Raw genomic sequence first — 20668 nt, 5'->3', positions numbered from 1 at the left:
GAGCGACCTATACACAATTTAACTGAAATCTCTTGTTGTGTTAGGTGCTCAAGAGTGTACAGACGGTACACTTCCTTGGTAAGTTCGACATCTTTCAGTGTTGCTTCTAATGATTCTTTCATGTAATTGAAACTTTAGGAGTCAACCATATTTACAAAAAGACACTGATTTCAGCTGACTCTTCTTTATTTCAGTAGACACTTTTTATCTTTATGAACTGAAATGGTAGACACACTCAGTTGTTTTATGCTGAAAAAGTAGACTTTTTCATCTCTTTTTGCTTATTTCCTCTCCTTTTTTATATTTTTCCTCCGATAATCTCTTACTTTTTCTCCAATAATCTCGTGTTTTTCTTTGAAAATTCTGTGTTTTTCGCTGAGAATTCCCGGTTTTTAGCCCTAGCGTGGCAATAGGTGGCAATAGGTGACAATAGAAAAAGCCCTTATTGCCACGCTTAAATTAATAACTATCAGACAGTTACATTTGGAGTGGCAATAGTGGCAATAAATCAGAGAAAAAAATCGCCCCACACTTTCTGTTAATCTTTACTATATTCCTGCGAGAAAACTTGCAGGATAAAGGGAATATGAGTAACTTTGCACACGAATTTCTGAAACTATTGTCTTACAAAGACATAAAATTAAGGGAGAAACTTTCTTTTAGGATAATATAGAGATTACAAAACAAATGAAAAAAGGACTTTTTGCACTCGCTTTGGGTACATTCACCCTGGGCATGACAGAGTTTATCATCGAGGGCATCATTACAGATGTTGCCCACAACATGAACGTATCCATTCCTGAGGCAGGCCACCTCATCTCCATCTATGCACTGGGCGTATGCGCCGGTGCCTTTTCACTGATACTCATGCACAAGTATCGTCCCAAGAAGATATTGATGTTCCTGGCTTCCATCATCACCATCGGAGCCATCATCGCATCCGTATCCCCAACTTACTGGCTGTTGCTCTGCGCCCGATTCATTCAGGGTTTGCCTCATGGTGCCTACTTCGGAACAGCTACCATCGTGGCAGTGAAGATGGCAAAGGAGGGAAAGGGAACCAAGGCGGTGGCTATGATGTGCGCAGGAATGCCGGTAGCCAATCTGGTGGGCGTACCTATCGGCACCTTCCTGAGTCATGCGTTCAGCTGGCGAGTACCTTTTGTCAGTTGTATATTGCTCGGTATCATGACGATGTATATGATTCACAGATGGGTTCCAGACGTGGCTGCGTTGCCGAATAAGGGTATGAAGGCACAGTTCCGTTTCCTCCGCAACAAGGCTCCGTGGCTCATCATCGCCGCCACCTTCCTGGGCAATGGCGGCATCCTCTGCTGGTTCAGTTATATCTCGCCGCTGCTTCAGATGGAGGGTGGATTCAGCGCAGCCAGCATCTCTCTGCTGATGATTCTTGCAGGCGGCGGAATGGTAGTAGGCAATCAGGTGAGTGCCTTGCTTGCCGACCGCTTCAAGCCGGGCCGCTTTACCAGTTATCTCCAGTTTCTGGCGGCAGCGGCACTTCTGCTCACCTTCTTCCTCGCCCCTTTCGGCTGGGTATCTGTGGTGCTGATGTTCATCTGCTGCGTCTGTCTTTTCGGCATCGGATCGCCAGAACAGTTTCTTATCGTGAAACATGCCAAGGGTGGCGAAATGCTGGGCGGCTGCTGCATTCAGGGCGCCTTCAATCTGGGCAATGCCGTGGGCGCTTTCCTGGGTGGTATTCCTGTTGCGATGGGATTGGGATACAACTTCCCTGCCCTTATCGGAATGCCAATGGCATTGGCAGGAGCTATCTGTCTGCTAGTTTTCCATAAGAAATATGAATAAAAATGCGGTAATCCGAAATAATTGATTATCTTTGCAGAATAATATCAATATAAACGAAGAAACATAATGAAACTTAACAAGACTTTCCTTACCATGGGCTTGGCCGCAGCACTCCTGCAGATGCCAGCCTCATCGTTCGCACAGACTGCGGGCGGTAACCGTCAGAATCCTCTTTTAACAAAGAGCAGTCTTCCATTCGGCGCTCCTGACTTCAGCAAGATTCAGGAGAGCGACTACCTGCCAGCCATCGAAGCGGCTATCAGGGAACAGCGTGCCAACATCCAGAAGATAATAAACAACAAGAAGAAGCCTAACTTCCAGAACACCATCCTCGCCTATGAGGAGAGCGGTGCGCTGCTCGAAAAGGTGACTAACATCTTCTTCGGTCTCACCAGTGCCCACAAAACTCCGGGAATCGCCGAAACAGAAAAGAAGGCTACCCCATTGCTGACCGAGCTCGATAATGAGATTTCGTTCAACAAGAAACTCTTCGAGCGCATCAAGTATGTTTACGATAATGAATATAAGAAACTCAAGGGCGAAGACAAGCGCCTTACTGAGGTTATCTATAAGAGTTTTGTACGTTCAGGCGCCCTTCTTTCTGCCGAGAAGATGGAGCGCATGAAGCAGATCAACTCCCGCATCTCTGAATTGCAGCAGGAATGGGGCAACCTTCTTCCTGCCGCTACCAACAACGCCGTGGTTTGGGTGAACAGCAAGGAAGAACTCGCCGGATTGAGCGATGCTGACATTGCACAATGCAAGAAAGATGCTGAGAGCCGCGGAGGCAAGGCACCTTACTGCATCGTCATCATCAACACCACCCAGCAGCCTATCCTCACCAATCTCCAGAACCGCGAACTGCGCAAGAAGGTGTATATGGCAAGCATCCACCGTGCCGATGGTACTAACCCAAAATTCAACACCTTCCCTATCGTAACCGAGATTGCCAAGTTGCGTGCCGAGAAGGGCAAGCTGATGGGATATGACAACTATGCCGACTATTCGCTCGAAAAGACGATGGCTAAGAACAGCAAGAATGTGGATGATTTCCTGAAGCAGCTCATCAAGGAATATGCTCCTAAGGCAGATGCTGAAACCAAGGCAATAGAAGCGTATGCACAGAAGGCTGAAGGCAAGGACTTCAAGCTGCAGCCATACGACCGCTTCTATTATTCTGCAAAGATGAAGAAGGAGATGCTCAACATTACCGATGATGAGATTAAGCCATACTTCAACATCGACAGCGTACAGGTGAACGGTGTGTTCTATGCCGCCCATCGTGTTTACGGACTGAACTTCAAGCAGCGCAAGGATATTCCTACCTATCACCCAGACATGAAGGTATTCGAGGTAAGCGATAAGAACGGCAAGCCAATCGCCCTCTTCTACAGCGATTACTTCCGCCGTCCTACCAAGCGTGGCGGTGCATGGATGAGCGCCTTTGCCAAGCAGAGCAAGCAGCGCGGCCAGTTGCCTATCATATATAATGTATGCAACAATGCCAAGGCACCGGAGGGTCAGCCATCTCTCATCACATGGGATGAGGTTACTACCCTGTTCCATGAGTTCGGTCATGCGCTTCACGGAATCCTTTCCGACTGCAAGTACAATACCCTTTCAGGAACAGCCGTGGCTCGCGATTTCGTAGAGATGCCATCCCAGTTTAACGAATCTTTTGCATCTATTCCTGAGATATTCGACCATTACGCCCGTCATACCGAGACCGGTACTGCGATGCCAGCCGATTTGAAAGAGCGCATGCTGAAGAGCATCAGCTTCCAGACTGCCTATTCACTGGGCGAGAATCTGGCTGCAACCTGTCTTGACCTTGCCTGACACAAGATTAGCGAAGAAGAGGTGCCTTCACCTTATATGGCAGGTGCCTTCGAGAAGGAAGAGCTCCACAACATCGGTTTGCTCAACACCCAGATTCCTCCTCGCTACAGCACATCATACTTCAATCATGTATGGGGCGGCGGTTATGCTGCAGGCTATTACAGCTATCTCTGGACAGAGGTGTTGGCTGTGAACATCGCCGACTACTTTGCAAAGCATGGCGCCTTGGATCCTGCCGTTGGTCAGGCATTCCGCGATAAGATTCTGAGCCGTGGCAACACCAAGGACCAGATGGAAATGTTTACCGACTTTACAGGTATGGAGAAGCCTGATGCTTCCGGATTCCTGAAAGCAAGAGGTTTGTAATGCATAAAATTACAATATGAGACAGACCAACTTTCATACAGCGATGTTGAAGATAAAGCGTACGGCACTACTGGCAGTAGGCCTTACGCTCTTTCAGGTTCTGGCATGGGCAGGGCCTCGCAGTTTCCAACAGGCGCAAGCCATTGCCGAGCGCCAGGCTGCCCTGCAAGGCATCGTAATGGACCAGCAGCAGGTAAGCAAGGCTAGAAAGCAATATCTGCAGAATGGTAGCGGTTCTGCAGAGACAGCTACCAGCTATTATGTTTTTGACAACGGAGCCGACAAGGGATTCACCATCGTTTCGGGTGATGATGAACTGCCGGAGATTGTAGGCTATTCGGCTCATGGCAACTCTGAGAATCTGATGAAGACAGAAGGATGTGCAGCGTTTCTGAAAGCTTACCAGAAGTTTGTTGCAGCCTTCACCCAGGGTGATGCCAAAGCCAGAAAGATTCTGGCTGAGCAGAGAGCGCTGAAGACGGATGGCCGTTATCAGCAATCAAAGATAGCACCGCTCTTGGGAGATATTGCCTGGGACCAGCTGACACCTTATAATAAACTATGTCCTAAATATAAAGGTTCTAAGCTGAGTGCTACAGGATGCGTAGCTACAGCCATGGCACAGGTGATGATGTATTATCAGTATCCTAAAGAGCTGAAGGCTACCATTCCTGCTTATACCACCACAACCCATAAGCTCAAGGTAAAAGCCATCAGCAAGGGTGAAAAATATGACTGGGACAACATGCTCCCAACCTACACCAAAGGAAAATATAATACCACTCAAGCCAATGCAGTAGCCAAACTGATGTTCCATTGTGGAGCTGCAGTACAGATGGATTACGGAGATTCTTCGGGTGCATGGGTGCTCCCAGAAGATATGTCAACCTATTTCGGATATGATGCTGACCTCTTGCAGGAGGTTTACCGCTCATTCTATACGCTGGCAGAATGGAAGGAGATTCTCGACCGGGAGTTGGAGGCTAAGCGCCCTATCCTTTATGGCGGTGCTGCCTCTGATGAAAGCGGCCACCAGTTTGTATGCGATGGTTCTGACGGAGAAGGTCTCTATCACATCAACTGGGGCTGGTCAGGCTACAGCGATGGCTATTTCGACATCACCCTCCTCGACCCTGCAGTCCGTGGAACAGGTGCCGGCACATCGGCTAACGGCTATAACCGCGCCTGCTCTGTCATCATCGGTATTGCACCGGACAACGGAATCAAGGATGAACCGCTGGTAAAAGAGCATTCTCTTTACGCTGATACCTATGAAGATTACAGAAAATGTACCATCACCAAGGGCGAGCGCAAGAATGCATCTGAGAAATTCTCGCTAATGGTAACACCTGTATTTTCTAATCCTACCTACAATAAGTTCGAAGGCTTAGTTGCTCTTGGTATCAGAAAAGATGACGGTTCATATACGCCAATTACGCAGAGTTTCAAGTTAAAATTAAATGCGATGGATCCAGAGGAAGGATATGAACTCGACTTTATTAATTTCAACCTCAACTATGCCTTCCCTGTAGGAGCCACTGTTCTTTACGAAATCTACAGTACTGATAATGGCAAGAACTGGGATGTATGTGCCTATATGGAGAACGTTGTTCCGTTTGAACTGGAAGCTACAGCCACATCGCTTACGCTGAATGGCAATAAGCTTTCGGCTGAATTAAAGAGCAACGAGGCAATCCGGCTTAAAATGGACAATTCGTTTGATATTACCATCAGGAATGACAGCCAGCGCGAATATCTCGGTCTGATAAACGTTTACACCAGCAAAACCAACACGAAGCCAACCTTTAAAGAAGGCTCAAGCAGCGCAGAGGAATATATGTGTGTACCGGCAGGTGAGTCTACAACTCGCACCATTACATTAAACCAGACAGCAAATGAAATGTATGTTTGGGTAACCGACCGTAATGGCGAAATCTTATTGGACGGAGTGAAGTTTAAGGTGGGTCAGATTGGTGCTGGCGAGAGTACAGGCATCAGTCAGGTAACCGCCCAGAACAATATCCGCATCAGTTCTGCAGCCGGTGTACTCACGATTGTGTCAGCAGAATCCAAGTTGATTCCTGTTTACAGTATCGGAGGCCAGTTTATCACCAAGTTATCCGTTTCAGCCGGTGTTCCTGTCCAGGTTAACCTGCGTCCAGGAATCTATATCGTAGCCGGCAGAAAGGTAGCTGTAAAATAAAGATTTCTACAAATAAGAAAAAAGGGTGTGTCATAAGTTAATGACACACCCTCTTTCTTTATCCTTTAATAGCCTGAGGTGTCCAGCTCTTCAGGAATCTGAGCACCTTTTCTTCGTTATATCCCTTACCCTCTTCCAGGAAACTGGAATCCTGGATATGGAGAACCTTTCCGGTTTCATCAAGCACCACAAAGACCGGGAATCCGAAACGCTGAGGATTGTTCAGTCGTTTCATCAGCTGCTCAGCCTTCTTCACCGCCGCATCACCGGCAGTTTTTCTGCGATTGTAGTTCACATGAATATATTCAAAATGATCATTCACCATCTTGTTGACCGCAGCATTCTTCTCTACAAAATCGGCAAACTTCAAGCACCATGGACACCAGTTACCACCTACCTGACAGATAACAAACTTGCCATTCTTTCTAGCTTTAGCCAAAGCCTCATCAATCTGAGCCATCGGATCGATGCTTTCATTATACACCTTCTTGAGAGCAGTCTGCACCTGAGCAGGTTTCAATGCTCCTGCCTGGTCGAGCGAATCCAGTTTCTTCATCATCTCCTCCGCCTTCACGGTAGAAAATGCAACCTTACCTTCCGAATTGATCAGATAAGTGGTAGGAATCCATGAGATGTGATAATCCTTGGAAATCTTTGTTTCCTTCCATTTCTTAAACTCACAGTATTGCAACCAGGTATACTGATTATCGCCCAGATATTTCTTCATCTTAGCCTCGTCGGTATCAAAAGAAACACCCACTACCTGGATCTTGGTATTGTATTTGTCATAGATAGCCTTCACCATCGGCATGTCTCTTCTACAGTCAGGACACCAGGAAGCCCAGAAATCAAGCATGGTCCAGACACCCGGAAGCGTCTTTCCGTCTTTATCCTTCTGAGTCTTCTTATCTGAGAGCTGGAAGATTTTCTTACCCGTCTTACTGTCAGTAATCGTGAAGTCGGGAGCCTCGGTGCCTACAGGCAGCAAGTCAAGCGAAGTCTGTGCTCTACCGACGACAGCCGTCGTCAGGAGCAAAAAGAATAATAGTTTCTTCATACAATTTTTCTGTTTTGTCTGTTACTTCAAATATATATATTAATATTAACCATCGAAACTAGAACTGATAATAAATGAACGGTTGCACACTCTCCTGGGAAACCTCCACCACCATCTGCAGACAGATGATGAAGAGCAGCAGTTTAGCCACCCAAGGCAGGAGGATGAACCGCGCCTGAAGACGGTGATACTGGCGCTCGGTAAAGAGATAGCTCAGCATGACACCGATGATGCAAAGCGTCCAGGCAGGACGGGCATGAAAGAAAGGCACCAGATAATCGATGCTGAAATCATTTGCCACCTTATCATACATCTTCCCCAACACACCCAAATCCTTGGCACGGAAGAACGACCACGCAAAGCATATATATAAATAGGTGATGAGCCAGCTGAGAGAATTGCCAGCCAGCGTACGGGGAATGCTTATGCCCAACTGACGGCTGAAGAACTTATGTACCACAAGTCCGAAACCATGAAGAGCACCCCAGATGACGAACATCCAGGAAGAACCATGCCATAAGCCTGCCACCAGCATGGTGAGGAAGTTGTTGAAATACATGCGCACCTTTCCCTTCCGGTTTCCACCCAGCGGAATATACACATAATCGCGGAACCAGAAGGAAAGCGAGATGTGCCAGCGACGCCAGAACTCAGTAACCGAGAGTGAACGGTAAGGGAAATAGAAGTTGTCGGGCAGATAGAAACCCAGGATGGCTGCCACACCGATACTCATATCGCTGTATCCCGAGAAATCGAGGAAAATCTGGACTGGATATCCGAAGAGTGCTGCCAGATTCTCGAAACCCGAGAAGGTTTGCGGCGCATCAAACACCCAGTTGTTGAACTGTGCAATATAATCGCTCAGCATATTCTTCTTGACCAGTCCCAGCATGATGAGGAAGAGTCCTGTCCAAAGCATTCTGCTGGAAGCCTGTTCGTTTCGTTTCAGTCTGGGTATCAGATTGGCGGCACGGGTGATAGGACCCGCCATCAGCAGCGGAAAGAAGGTGAGATAGAAGCAATACTCCAGGAGCGTTACCTCCATGTCAAACTTACGCTTATAGGTATCTACCGCATAGCTGATAGCCTGGAAGGTATAGAACGAGATACCTACAGGCAGAGCGATAGACTGCAGGGAGAAATTGGTGCTGAACATCTCGTTGACTACATCGCCAATGATGAAATTGGTATATTTGAAATAGCACAGCAGAGCCAGGTCTACAAGCACTACGAAGGTGAGCAGCGCCTTGCGTGCCTTCCCCTCATGCAGTCTCATTTCCTGGGTTACGGCATAATTGATGCAAGCCGTAAGCGGCAGCATCCACATCACCATTCCGTTCACCTTATAGGCAAAGAAAAGGCTGAAGCAGATGACATACATCATCATGGCTGTGCGCGAATAGCTCTTGAGCAGGGTATAAATGGCAAGGAAGAAGATGAAGAGCAGCGCAAACGGAATGCTGCCCATCATCAGCGGAGAATCTGCCTGATAAACAAACAGCCGCTCTATCCAATGCCACAAGGCACTTATTTCGAATGTTGAATAATTCATTTGTCTGTTCTGAAGATATTATTTATTGAACTCTTTCTTATACGGAGTCTTTATGGTTTACATGCTTTACCGCTGGAACCGACTTGTCAGCAGCAGCCGGAGACGTTTTTCCAGCAGTTGCAGATTCCTTGGTTGCAGCAGGACTTTCTGTCGTTTCAGGCACAGTTCCCTCAACAGGCATAGAAAGAGAATCCTTCTTCATAGCCGTGCTGTCGGCCCTATGTCTAGTTCCAGGAGGCAAGATGGTAATCTGTCTGTATCTGCGGTCACGCTTATCAGGCATTTCCAATCGGAACGGATGCACACAATGACCGCTATTCATCCATTCAACAATCTTATCCATCCACATGGCAGATGAAGCCATAGTCGGATGCCGGCCGTCTTTCTGGCGTTCGAAGGTAAGTTTGTAACTAGGATAATAGCCTCGTGGTCCCATCACCTCACGGAGAAGTTTGTTATATCCATTATCCTCACACCAGTTTGGCGGACCGATCCATATCGTCGGAATATTACCTATCTTGCTCAAGATGGCACGGATGCGTTTTTCACATCCCTTCATATCAGCCGTATACAGTTCGTTGCTGCCCAGACATACAAAGACATGGGTAGGTTTGATACGTTGGATATAATGCTGCAGGGTATCGGTAGCAGCCCAGTTTCTGGTGCCCGAACTCACCCAGGTAATACAGGTGAGTTTGTGACCGTTCTTGTTGGCATAATCAGCCAGTCGCAGACCGAGATATTCCGACATCGAGTCGCCGAAGATCAGTACTCGCTGCGCCGCCGTATCCACGGGTTCCTTTATCATGCTGTCAGCCTTTTCCTCTTCAGCAAGCTCTGCCTCACTTTTACCGGTGAGCGCATCCATTCCAATCTGTTTCAGCGGAATTTTTTCAGCCACTTGCTCTGGAATAAAGGCATAAGCCAGCAGTCCTCCAATGGCTATTGCCAGCAGGGCTATCATTTTCCAGGTTTCTTTCATTTTATATCTTTAATGAGTTTTGGTTATTCATTTTCTTATACATTCGCCCGACATTACAGCTGGAAGGGAGTGAGCACATTAAGCAACTTTCCGAAATCGGCCTTCGAGATGCGCCTTCCTCTCAAGCTGCGCACCTGCGGATAGTCTTCGAAATAGTTCTCCATCGTAGTATACCACTGATGAGAAACCACTTCCCTGACCGTCTTCAGCTGATTTTCGATGCGACGGGCAAAACTCGGATTCACTCTCGAGAGATAATGTCTTCCATCATTCATCTCGATGGCAAGCATCAGATAGATTTGCGGTCCCTTTTTCTCTTTCCTACTTTTTACGGTTTCGCTTACCTTCCAACCCTTGGTGGATGTCGATACTCTGATATCCCAACCATACTGGCTGTTGAGCTTATCCATCAGTCCCTTGAACACAACACCATGTGCCGAGGTATCTTTCAGTCCCGTATAACCGATGATGTAATGTATCATCTCGTGGAGCAAGACACTCTTTGCCTGCCTGTCGGTCATATCATAATAAGTAGACATGGAGAGTTTGAAATCGTAGAGTTTGGTGCGCCCCCATCTGGAGGCCCGCTTATAGGCAAGTTGCCCCAAGCGAGTCTTGGCATGAGTAAGTCCGAGTTCAGGAACAGGCAGTTTTCCCCCGAAATATTCGTGGTCAAACCGTCTGAACCACTCCTCCATCCATTCTATTGTAACAATCATGTATGTATATTTATTCAACAATTATTCAGTTCTGTATATCAGATACTACAAAACGTTTGCAAAGATACAATTTTTTCTTTGTTTCTTTCAATATTTATCGAAAAATGCGTAACTTTGCACGCAAATTTACAACAAAAATGAACAAGACAGCACAGCATATCATAGATATTAAGAATGTGTCGAAAAGATTTGGCGAGAAAACAGCCCTCAACAACATCAATCTCTATGTGAGAAAGGGCGAATTTATGACCATTCTAGGTCCTTCGGGATGCGGAAAAACGACATTATTGAGACTTTTGGCAGGGTTTGAAACCGCCAGCGAAGGCATCATCACCATCGCCGGCAACGATATTACTAACCTTCCTCCTTACAAGCGAAATGTGAACACGGTATTCCAGAAATACGCTCTGTTCCCTCATCTCAACGTTTACGACAATATCGCCTTCGGTCTGAAACTCAAGAACACACCGAAGGAAGAGATTTTGCCGAAGGTGAAACGTGCCCTGAAGATGGTAAACATGAGTGATTACGAATATCGTGATGTCAACTCGCTTTCGGGCGGTCAGCAACAGCGTATCGCCATCGCCCGTGCCATCGTCAACGAACCGGAAGTTCTTCTCCTGGACGAACCGCTTGCAGCACTCGACCTCAAGATGCGTAAAGACATGCAGCTGGAGCTGAAGCAGATGCACGAACGCCTGGGCATTACCTTCGTATACGTTACCCACGACCAGGAAGAGGCCCTCACCCTGAGCAATACCATCGTGGTGATGAGCGAGGGAGAGATACAGCAGATAGGTACACCAACCGATATCTACAACGAACCAGCCAATGCTTTTGTTGCTGACTTTATCGGCGAGAGCAATATTCTCTGCGGAACGATGGTCCACGACTGTCTGGTGAATGTGGCAGGTACTGAACTGCCTTGTGTAGACAAGGGCTTCGGCTGCAACCAGGAAGTGGATGTCGTGATACGTCCTGAGGATATCGAAGTTTCCACCGATACCGCCCACGCCCAGTTTGTGGGCAAGATAACCTCTTCTATCTTCAAGGGAGTACACTACGAGATGCTGGCAGAAACCGAGAAGGGCTACGAATTTCTCATCCAGAACTACAAGCATTTCGAAGTAGGCCAGACGATAGGAATGAGCGTGATACCCGACAATATTCACATCATGAAGAAGGAGCGCATCACCAATACCTTCGATGCAAAGGTAAACGGCGACGGAACGATAGAATTCCTGGGCTGCGAATACCAGATGGAGATTCCGGCAGAAATGAAGGACAAGATTCAGACCGATGAAAACGGAAACGAAACCATCCGGGTGAACGTACCTTTCAACAAGATAGAACTCTTCGACAACGAGAGCGAAGGAACCTTTACAGGCGACATCAGCTTCATTCTCTACAAGGGCGACCACTATCATCTCACCATAGATACCGACTGGGGCGAGAAACTCTATGTAGATACACAGGATGTATGGGATTTAGGTGATCATGTGGCTATCACCATTCCTCAGGAGAATATTTCGTTTGAATAAAAATTATTAATTCCTAATTATCAATTATAAATTGAACATTATCAAGTTTATCTCTTCGCGACAAAGCTGGTCGATACCTTACGCCATCTTTGCAGCGATATTTGTGGTACTGCCATTGCTTCTCATCGTAGTGTTCGCATTTACCGATGAGAACGGAGCCCTGACGCTCTACAACTTCCAGAAGTTCCTGGCACACCCCGAAGCCATCAACACCTTTGTGTATTCGATAGGCATCGCCTTTCTCAACACCCTGCTCTGCATTCTGCTGGGCTATCCGGCCGCCTATATCCTGACACAAACCAGGATGAAGTATGCCAACACCATCGTCATGCTCTTCATTCTGCCGATGTGGGTAAACATCCTGGTGCGCACACTTGCCACCGTGGCCCTCTTCGATTTTGCCGACCTTCAGCTGGGTGAGGGTGCCCTCCTGTTCGGTATGGTCTACAACTTCATCCCATTCATGATTTACCCTATCTACAACACCCTGCAGAAGATGGACCGCAGCTATATCGAAGCAGCTGAAGACCTGGGAGCATCGCCTTGGCAGCAGTTCTTCAAGGTCATCCTGCCCCTCTCCATGCCGGGCGTAGCAAGTGGCATCCTGATGGTATTCATGCCAACCATCTCTACCTTCGCTATCTCCGAACTGCTGACGATGAACAACATCAAGCTCTTCGGTACCACCATCCAGGAGAACATCAACAATTCGATGTGGAACTACGGTGCAGCCCTCTCGCTCATCATGCTCTTCCTCATCGGCGCCTCTACCCTCATCGCAGGTGATGGCAGCAAACAGGAAGGAGGTATCAGATGATGCAGTCATTATTCTGTAAGGATATGATGAAGAAAGTATTCTGCCAGGGCTATCTCTGGTTGCTCCTGCTGCTACTCTACTCCCCTATCTTCATCATCATCATCTTCTCGTTTACCGAAGCGAAGGTGATGGGCAACTGGACGGGTTTCTCGCTACAACTCTACAAGAATCTCTTTGCCGAAGGTACACACCATTCGCTCACAGCGGCACTGGTCAATACCGTAACCATCGCCCTGATTACCGCAACCGTATCCACGCTCTTCGGAACCCTGACAGCCATCGGCATCTACAACCTGCGCAACCGGTATGCACGTAATGCCATCCAGTTTGTCAACAACATTCCGATACTCAACGGCGACATCATCATCGGTATCTCGCTCTTCCTGCTCTTCATCACGCTGGGCATTCCGCAGGGCTATACTACCGTGGTACTCTCGCATATCACCTTCTGTCTGCCATACGTTATTCTGAGTGTGATGCCAAGACTGAAGCAGATGAATCCTAACCTCTATGAGGCGGCACTCGATCTGGGTGCCTCTCCGATGCAGGCACTTCGCAAGGTCATTATCCCAGAGATATTGCCGGGTATGATTTCCGGTTTCATGCTTGCCATCACGATGAGTATCGATGACTTCGCCGTCACCATCTTCACGATAGGTAACGAAGGTCTGGAAACCCTCTCCACATTCATCTATGCCGATGCCAGAAAGGGAGGACTGACCCCAGAACTTCGTCCGCTGAGTACCATCATCTTCGTACTGGTACTGGTGATGCTGATTATCATCAACAAACGTTCTGAGAAAAATAAGAAGAAATGAGAATGAAGAACAAGATATTTTTAGGAGTCAGTAGAGTAAAAGAAGTTAAGGCCATCGTCTTTCTCTTTCTTAGCCTGCTGATGATTCTGCCGCTCTCTTCCTGTTACAACAAAGAGAACCGTGAGGAGATTCTGAAGGTTTACAACTGGGCTGATTACATAGATGAAGACGCTCTTGCCAACTTCCCGAAATGGTATGAACAGCAGACCGGCAAGAAGATCCGAGTCATCTACCAGACCTTCGACATCAATGAGGTGATGCTTACCAAGATAGAACGAGGTCATGAAGACTACGACGTGGTATGCCCGTCAGAATATATCATCGAGCGCATGCTACGCAAAGACCTTCTCCTACCTATCGACACCGCCTTCGGCAAGACGCCCAACTATATCAGCAACGTATCACCATACATTGTTGAGCAGATAGATGCTACCTCCAACAATGGCCGCATCGCCCACCATTATGCCGTGCCTTACATGTGGGGAACCTGTGGCATCCTATATAATAAGGTACACGTACCTATAGAAGATGCACAGACCTGGGGAACATTATGGGACAGAAAATATCAGGGCAAACTCCTGATGAAGGATTCCTACCGCGACTCCTATGGCACCGCACTCATCTGGGCACACCGTAAAGACCTGGAAACAGGCAAGGTGACCGTACCACAGCTGATGAACGACTATTCACCCGCTGCCGTAGCCGCAGTAGAGAAAGAGTTGAAAGCTCTGAAGCCAAACATAGAAGGATGGGAAGCCGACTTCGGCAAGGAGACCATGACCAAAGGCAAAGCCTATCTCAACATGACCTGGAGCGGTGATGCCGTCTGGGCTATTGAAGAAGCCGGGAAAGTGGGTGTAGAACTGGGATATGAAGTACCGAAAGAAGGAAGCAATGTATGGTTCGACGGTTGGGTAATCCCTAAATATTCCCGCAATCCGAAGGCTGCCGCCTATTTCATCAACTATCTCTGTCAGGAAGACGTGGCACTCGCCAATATGGAGACTACAGGATATGTGAGTAGCGTGGCAGGCAAGAAGGTATTAGAAGCTATGAGCGATACTGAGGCTTATCCCAAACCTGTAAATCTGGCCTACTTCTTTGGCGAGGAAGGCAGGAGTGCCCATCTCAACCCTATCATGTATCCAGACAGCAGCATAGTAGCCCGATGCGCCATGATTCATGATGCCGGCGATCATACTCCCGAGGTATTGGATATGTGGTCGAAGGTGAAGGGCGACAATCTGGGCGGCGGCATCGTTATCTTCCTGCTAGCCGTAGTCCTTGCCCTCACGGTATTCGTTGCCATCAAGAAGTATGAACATTACAAGCACAGAAGGCTGTCGAGAAAACACCGCAGAAGACATGTGGTAAAGGTAAAAAGGTAAAAAAGTAAAAGGGTAAAAGAGAGGGAAAAAACCTATTTTATAGGGGAAAAAGAACATTTTTTGAAGGAAAAGAGAAAAAAGTGCCGAAAAAATTTGGTAATATCAAATAAAAGCATTACCTTTGCACTCGCTTTTGAGATATAAAGCTTTTGGGTAGTTACCAGAGTGGCCAAATGGGGCAGACTGTAAATCTGCTGGCTATGCCTTCGGTGGTTCGAATCCATCACTACCCACTTTTCCCAAAAAATAACTCAAAAATTTAAGAGTCCGACTTTCGAGAGAGAGCCGGACTTTTTTTATACAATCGAGTAGGAGGTAAACACTAATCGTAGGCGTTTGTCTCCTATTTTCGCATTTACCGACCTCTCACACCACCGTACATGCGGTTCCGCATACGGCGATGCCTATTGGGTGCTTGAAGAACTAAAAAGCTAAAACAGGAGGCAAAGACTCTCACTTTATCATTGCCTCCTGATTCTCTATTTATTATACCTTATAAACAAATTGTTCAAATCATTTTGGCTCATCAAATGCTTAATATCATTACGAACCAAAGAAGAAGCTGCATTGAGCGATTCCACTTTCTTACCAGTCGCTATATCCACAATGCGCATCATCTCATTACGCTTAATAGCAGAACAATGCTCTGAATATGCTGCCATTCCCTTCAATTTGGGAACAGAGTCTGCATAGCCAGTATAATGAGGTTCAAGCAATACAAACTCAAACTGCTCATCCACACGACGCACAACGATAAAATCAGGGAAATGCGGTCTTAATTCGTCGCCATTAAGATATTGAATACATAGAAAACCATCCTTATTAGGAACATTTCGCACCCAGCAAACGAAACCTTCTTTTTTCTGTTCCACATCAAGTACAGCTTGCTCCCACTCATTCAACTTAAATACAGCCTTCCCCTCTCCATCCACATATAAATGATCAGTAAATGCTGTTCCTTCAGGATGCTTGCTCGTAACCATCAAGTCTGGCAAGGTTAAATCGAATGGCAAAGTAGATACGTGAGCCTTTACAATCTTCTCATATTCACGCTTCACTTCCTCCCCAAAAGCCTCTAACTTTTGACGATACTTATCGTAATATTCATAGAATGCCTCCTTGCAATACTTATCCAGACGTTCCATACACGACTGATTATTAGCGTAGAGGATAAATTGTAAACGCAGTTCAGTATTGTCATACTCATCCAGGCGAGCCTTGCGATAAGCATTCAGCACGCCGTCTTTTCCAAAACGTGTTTCCACATTCTCGCTCCAAGTATCTATATCCGACTCTGAAAGAATGAGTTTGCCATCCTCGCCCTCTTTTGCGCTTTTGCCCAAGGCATCAAAAGCTAACACCACATCGTTCATGGTGCGGATTTTCTCCATCGTCTGCTGGTAAGTCCCAGCATCCTGCAAATCCTTGACGAAATCAGTTATCTGACCGACGATATCATTCTTCAGCTTATTGACGGCATCTCTGCACAATCGAGTGCGAACCAGCAAATGGCAAAGTTTGAAAAGAGCTTTTCGATAATCCGTAACGTCTTTTTGCGGTATCGCATAATTATCTATCTGAGCGGCATTGATAGCCTCGAACACTTCCTGTCGTGATAGTCCACAAGGCAAGTTGCCCCTAAGTTTCAATTCCTGCTTAGGCGAAGGATTGGTTTCCACATGAGTAGGAATCGTACCTTCCAATTCTCGCTTCACCCGTTCTACGGTAACCGCATCAAAATTAGGAAGGAAAAGCTGTACTTCATTCAAAGTATCATCAGTCTCTATTCGTTTCTGCAAAGGAGTGCGCACCATTCTTCCTAGCAGTTGGGCGATGTTGGTGTAACCTGATGCCACCTTGAACGACATCATCGTCTCAGCCCTTGGACAATCCCAACCTGTGGAAAGATTATCCTTGAAGAAGATGACTTTTACGTCCTTGGACTCCGATATTCGTGAAGGGTCGAGATAACGCACTTCAAGCCCATTGACAGTTATGAATTCCTTGGTGTCGAAAGTATGTACCACTTCACCACTTCTCAATGAAATCCCGGCATGAGCCTCAATGATGCGCAAGCACTCGTCGAGGTTGGTCTCAGACAACTTATCATCCTTTTTGTTCTTTACCTGAACCACCAAGGCTGGTCTCACTTCTACATCCTCATGTTGACGATACGCCTCCCAATGCTGGCATTTACTTTTCCAGTCCTTTGCGGCTTCCGCCAGATAGGTCATCTCGGCGAAAGCCTCTCCTGTCTGAGGATGGTGTATTTTGATCTCATCCTTCAACAAGCCTGACGCACGCACCTCATCGGGAGTAACCTCCACCTTAGGCAACAGCGTAGAATCAGCAGATTTCACCAATTCATTGAATCGTTCCAAGGTGGCACTCATGCCGATTATCAATGGCATGGACGGCATATTGTCTGCCTCCGAACCGAGAACAAACTTCTGCATGATGCTCATCTGCGTACCAATCTCATTGGGCTTGGCACCACGATGAGCCTCATCAATGATAACCACAAGTTTGTCACCATACTCCTCTATCGTGTTGCGCATAAAGTCCCAACCTGTATAGTTACGGCTATCGCTATACTTCACAAGATTGCTGTTTACCCCAAATTTCTGGGTATTCACATAATAAATGGTACCCAACTGAAGTTTGTCGGCCTTGAAGTTCTGCTCATCTATAGTCACAACTTGGCGATTTCTCAACTTGTCTGCCACTTTGTAGAGTTTGTCCTTACTCTGCTCGTTCAGTTCAGGTGCATCGCTTATCCATAGCACGATGGCATCATTCTGAGTCCCTTGATAGGTGTCTCCAGTATAGAGAGCCTCAATGAATGCAGACATGATGATGGTCTTGCCAGCACCCGTAGGGGCTGTAAAAGGTATGATGCTCTTCTCACCATCTTGCTTATAGCGACGCTGTGCCTTCACCTGTCGCTCTCGCAGACTGCCAAGTGCTTTATTCTGAAATTCAAATAAATCTACTAACATACGTGCCTTATTGTTTTCTTTCTATATTAATCTTAAAGTTGTCGAGATAGTCACGGTAAAGCTGATAAGTCTGCTTAACATTCAGGCTTGCAGCCAACGTGCGATAATTCTCCTCACTATCTTCAATGATGTAAACGGTCTCCACCTCTGGCTTGTCCCGCAATGCCTCTTTCAGCTCGTCTATGGCAAACTCATCGTTCAAGACAGCCATCTTGTTCTCGGAAAATACCATAAACTCACCATCCACATGAGTAGGACACACACCATGGGCACCTGCTTTCATCCACAAGATAGGCAGCAGTTCGTTCAACTGGGTGCCAAGCGAAACCTTATCTTTATCAAGGAAAGTCAACTTATAGTAAGCCGCATTTGTAACAAAGCCTTCTGCCATCGGAATCGTAACAGGTACAGTCTTTGTCTTTTCGGGCAATTCATCCAGTTCCTTTTTGGCTGCGGTGAATGCCTTATTATTAGAAGTAACCACGTAGATGGTATCAATACTCTCATGAATATCCTCCATAAACCCGTCTATCTTGGTAACGTCGAAGAGGATTGCATTATTAGCATCCTCTGGCACAAGATATGGGCATTCAGCCTTAACCGCATTTTGTGGCATCTTCTTGTCGCCAATCAAGCCAACGATTTGTTTCTTCAATTTTGTTCCCAAGGAATCATCACGAAGGTCAAGGCTAATTTGCTTGATACTTCTTTTTACCACCTTCTCTTCCGCATTGGAAGTAATGTAATCTCCCTGGATTGGGTTTCCATTCACATCCACACCAAGAATGGAGCATTTTGTACGTGGCCAGTTCACATAGCGAGCGATGCCAAACTTCTCCCATTCCTCATCACCCTTGTGCAAACCTTTGGCTCGGAATGCCTTTTCCTCCTCGGCACTCACCTCATTGTTGGTCACCATGATGCAACGGCGATGTCCGCCATCCTCCTTATTCAAGAGATTAACAGCATGAAGGGTTGTACCACTGCCCGAGAAGAAATCGAGGATGAGAGCGTTTGGGTTGTTGGCAACGAAGAAACGGATGGCATCGTGGACAGCATAAAGGGATTTTGGGAAGGAGAAGCGATTGCCGATAAATTTAGACAAAAGTTGTGTCCCTTTATAACTAGCATCATGATTTGCAATATTCCATTGTGTTCCAGGAATAAAAGACCTAGAATAATTGGAATTATCAACAAGTACTGTTCCACTTACAACATCCCTACCAACAACATTTACTTCTTTATCTTCTATTTTTTGTATGCTTCCCCTTTTTAAAAAAGTAACATAGATACCCGTATTCGTAATTTTTCCCCATTTTATATAACCTTTAGACAAACGTTCCTTTAATTCATCTTTCCCTAATTGCCAGTTTCCTTCTGTTCCATTCGGTCTAATTGGCCATAAAAACAAACGATTAGCCTTTTTCTCCATTACAGAAGAAGGATGTTCTGACAAAGGCATAGCTTCGCCTATGTCCAAGATTTGAGAGGCATTTTCATTGAAAATGATAGGATAAAACAAATTTTGCCTATCTGTTCTTAAGCTATTAGTTCCTGTTCTTCTTAATTGATTCCAAACTATACCTTGAGCACCTTGACTTTTATTTTTCCCTAACTCCCATTCTTCGGATAAAGGTAATTTTTGAACAGCACTATCCCCAAATTGTACTATATAAAGAAACTCGTTTGTTCGATAAAAGGAATTACTTCTAGCCACACCACTTTGTGCTATTACGCTACTCACCATCTGAATATTTGCCTCAGGAAACATTTCCTCCAATAAGCATCCAAGATGCAAATACTCCTTTTCATCAATAGTTACAATCAGCACCGAATTCTTAGGATTCAGCAATTTCTTGGTAAGCAACAGCCGACTCTCCATCATAGCCAACCATTTACTATGACGGTAACTATCATTGCCATCTACATAATTATTATTGTACTTCCAATCGGTAGCACCACTATTGTAGGGAGGGTCTATATAGATACAATCCACCTGTTGCGGATAAAGATAAGCCAAGAGCTGGAGAGCATGAAAATTGTCCGCTTCTATCAACGTGTGCCAAAGGTCGCTATCGGGAGCATTTTGAACAGAGTCCACATATTTAAGGCAAGGGTAAATTGGCTCACCATTCTTTGCCACACAAATGAGGTCTTGGCAAGAAACTTGCAGTTCCTCACCTGTTATAGAATGGTGGCAAGTAGCCATCCCACGGCACACACTCATCACCTCCCAAAGAATATCCTCTGTGAGCCTTTTGTCATCATCCACCTTGCGAATCACCTTGCATCCACGGCTGATAGGATAGTCATAGAGCAAAGTCATCTCTGGCACATGATTCTCAAACACAAGTCCAAACTTTTTATGCTTGGTCAGCTCTTTCACCTCCTTTGCCACATGAAGGCGAAGTTCCGGATCTTGTATTCGAGCAATTAAATCATTAATCGCTGCCATCTTATAGTTATTTTAAGTCGCATCCAACTATCAAGACGGCTTGCTGCAAGGAGAGAGCATCATGGATGGAGAAAAGAAAAAGGTGCGGACCCCTTTCCTTTCGCG

At 46.3% G+C, this 20668-nt stretch carries 12 protein-coding genes, 1 tRNA gene and 1 pseudogene; 8 read left to right on the top strand and 6 right to left on the bottom strand.

Annotated elements, in window-relative coordinates; genetic code table 11:
* Window positions 1-687 precede the first annotated feature (687 nt).
* From KSW37_RS06495 to KSW37_RS06485, 3 genes and pseudogenes are all read left to right on the top strand, one after another.
* On the top strand, window positions 688-1827 hold the full coding sequence (locus tag KSW37_RS06495) for an MFS transporter (RefSeq protein ID WP_217313655.1): 1140 nt from the start codon (window positions 688-690) through the stop codon (window positions 1825-1827).
* 66 nt (window positions 1828-1893) lie between these two features.
* Window positions 1894-4032: pseudogene (locus KSW37_RS06490) on the top strand (M3 family metallopeptidase).
* 16 nt (window positions 4033-4048) lie between these two features.
* On the top strand, window positions 4049-6235 hold the full coding sequence (locus KSW37_RS06485) for a C10 family peptidase (protein WP_217313656.1): 2187 nt from the start codon (window positions 4049-4051) through the stop codon (window positions 6233-6235).
* A 58-nt stretch (window positions 6236-6293) separates the two neighbouring features.
* Here KSW37_RS06485 and KSW37_RS06480 read toward each other — a convergent pair whose 3' ends face one another.
* Genes KSW37_RS06480 through KSW37_RS06465 form a run of 4 tightly spaced genes read right to left on the bottom strand, consistent with a single transcriptional unit; the run spans window position 6294 to window position 10545 of the window.
* Window positions 6294-7292 carry a thioredoxin-like domain-containing protein gene (locus tag KSW37_RS06480; RefSeq protein ID WP_217313657.1) on the bottom strand — a complete coding sequence of 333 codons (999 nt, stop codon included), beginning with the start codon at window positions 7290-7292 and terminating at the stop codon, window positions 6294-6296.
* A 58-nt stretch (window positions 7293-7350) separates the two neighbouring features.
* The gene (locus KSW37_RS06475) at window positions 7351-8844 is read right to left on the bottom strand and encodes an MBOAT family O-acyltransferase (RefSeq protein WP_006847095.1); all 1494 of its coding nucleotides are present in this window, start codon (window positions 8842-8844) and stop codon (window positions 7351-7353) included.
* 37 nt (window positions 8845-8881) lie between these two features.
* Window positions 8882-9826 (bottom strand): hypothetical protein, encoded by a 945-nt coding sequence (locus tag KSW37_RS06470; RefSeq protein ID WP_217313658.1) that lies wholly within the window; start codon window positions 9824-9826, stop codon window positions 8882-8884.
* A gap of 53 nt (window positions 9827-9879) precedes the next feature.
* The gene (locus KSW37_RS06465) at window positions 9880-10545 is read right to left on the bottom strand and encodes a SprT-like domain-containing protein (RefSeq protein ID WP_153092902.1); all 666 of its coding nucleotides are present in this window, start codon (window positions 10543-10545) and stop codon (window positions 9880-9882) included.
* A 137-nt stretch (window positions 10546-10682) separates the two neighbouring features.
* Between KSW37_RS06465 and potA the strand changes: the two genes are divergently transcribed.
* The 5 genes from potA to KSW37_RS06440 all read left to right on the top strand — a co-directional run bounded on the left by potA (window position 10683) and on the right by KSW37_RS06440 (window position 15342).
* Entirely contained in the window at window positions 10683-12086 is a 1404-nt protein-coding gene (potA, locus tag KSW37_RS06460) for a polyamine ABC transporter ATP-binding protein (RefSeq protein ID WP_117693789.1), read from the top strand.
* Window positions 12087-12117: 31 nt separating this feature from the next.
* Entirely contained in the window at window positions 12118-12903 is a 786-nt protein-coding gene (locus KSW37_RS06455; protein ID WP_153092901.1) for an ABC transporter permease, read from the top strand.
* A gap of 23 nt (window positions 12904-12926) precedes the next feature.
* The gene (locus tag KSW37_RS06450; protein WP_118201306.1) at window positions 12927-13721 is read left to right on the top strand and encodes an ABC transporter permease; all 795 of its coding nucleotides are present in this window, start codon (window positions 12927-12929) and stop codon (window positions 13719-13721) included.
* An 80-nt stretch (window positions 13722-13801) separates the two neighbouring features.
* Window positions 13802-15109 (top strand): ABC transporter substrate-binding protein, encoded by a 1308-nt coding sequence (locus tag KSW37_RS06445; protein WP_228115259.1) that lies wholly within the window; start codon window positions 13802-13804, stop codon window positions 15107-15109.
* A gap of 151 nt (window positions 15110-15260) precedes the next feature.
* Window positions 15261-15342, top strand: a tRNA-Tyr gene (locus tag KSW37_RS06440).
* A gap of 246 nt (window positions 15343-15588) precedes the next feature.
* Here the strand turns inward: KSW37_RS06440 and KSW37_RS06435 are convergent.
* Together KSW37_RS06435 and KSW37_RS06430 are read right to left on the bottom strand one after the other, a co-directional pair.
* Window positions 15589-18108 (bottom strand): DEAD/DEAH box helicase, encoded by a 2520-nt coding sequence (locus KSW37_RS06435; protein WP_217313659.1) that lies wholly within the window; start codon window positions 18106-18108, stop codon window positions 15589-15591.
* A 7-nt stretch (window positions 18109-18115) separates the two neighbouring features.
* Window positions 18116-20563, bottom strand: coding sequence for a site-specific DNA-methyltransferase (locus KSW37_RS06430; RefSeq protein ID WP_153092897.1), 2448 nt, complete (start codon window positions 20561-20563; stop codon window positions 18116-18118).
* Window positions 20564-20668: the final 105 nt, after the last annotated feature.

It is taken from the genome of Segatella copri (assembly GCF_019127135.1).
GTDB lineage: Bacteria > Bacteroidota > Bacteroidia > Bacteroidales > Bacteroidaceae > Prevotella.
Note: the sequence above shows the minus strand (reverse complement) of the source record. Positions and strands in the feature narration are given on the sequence as shown.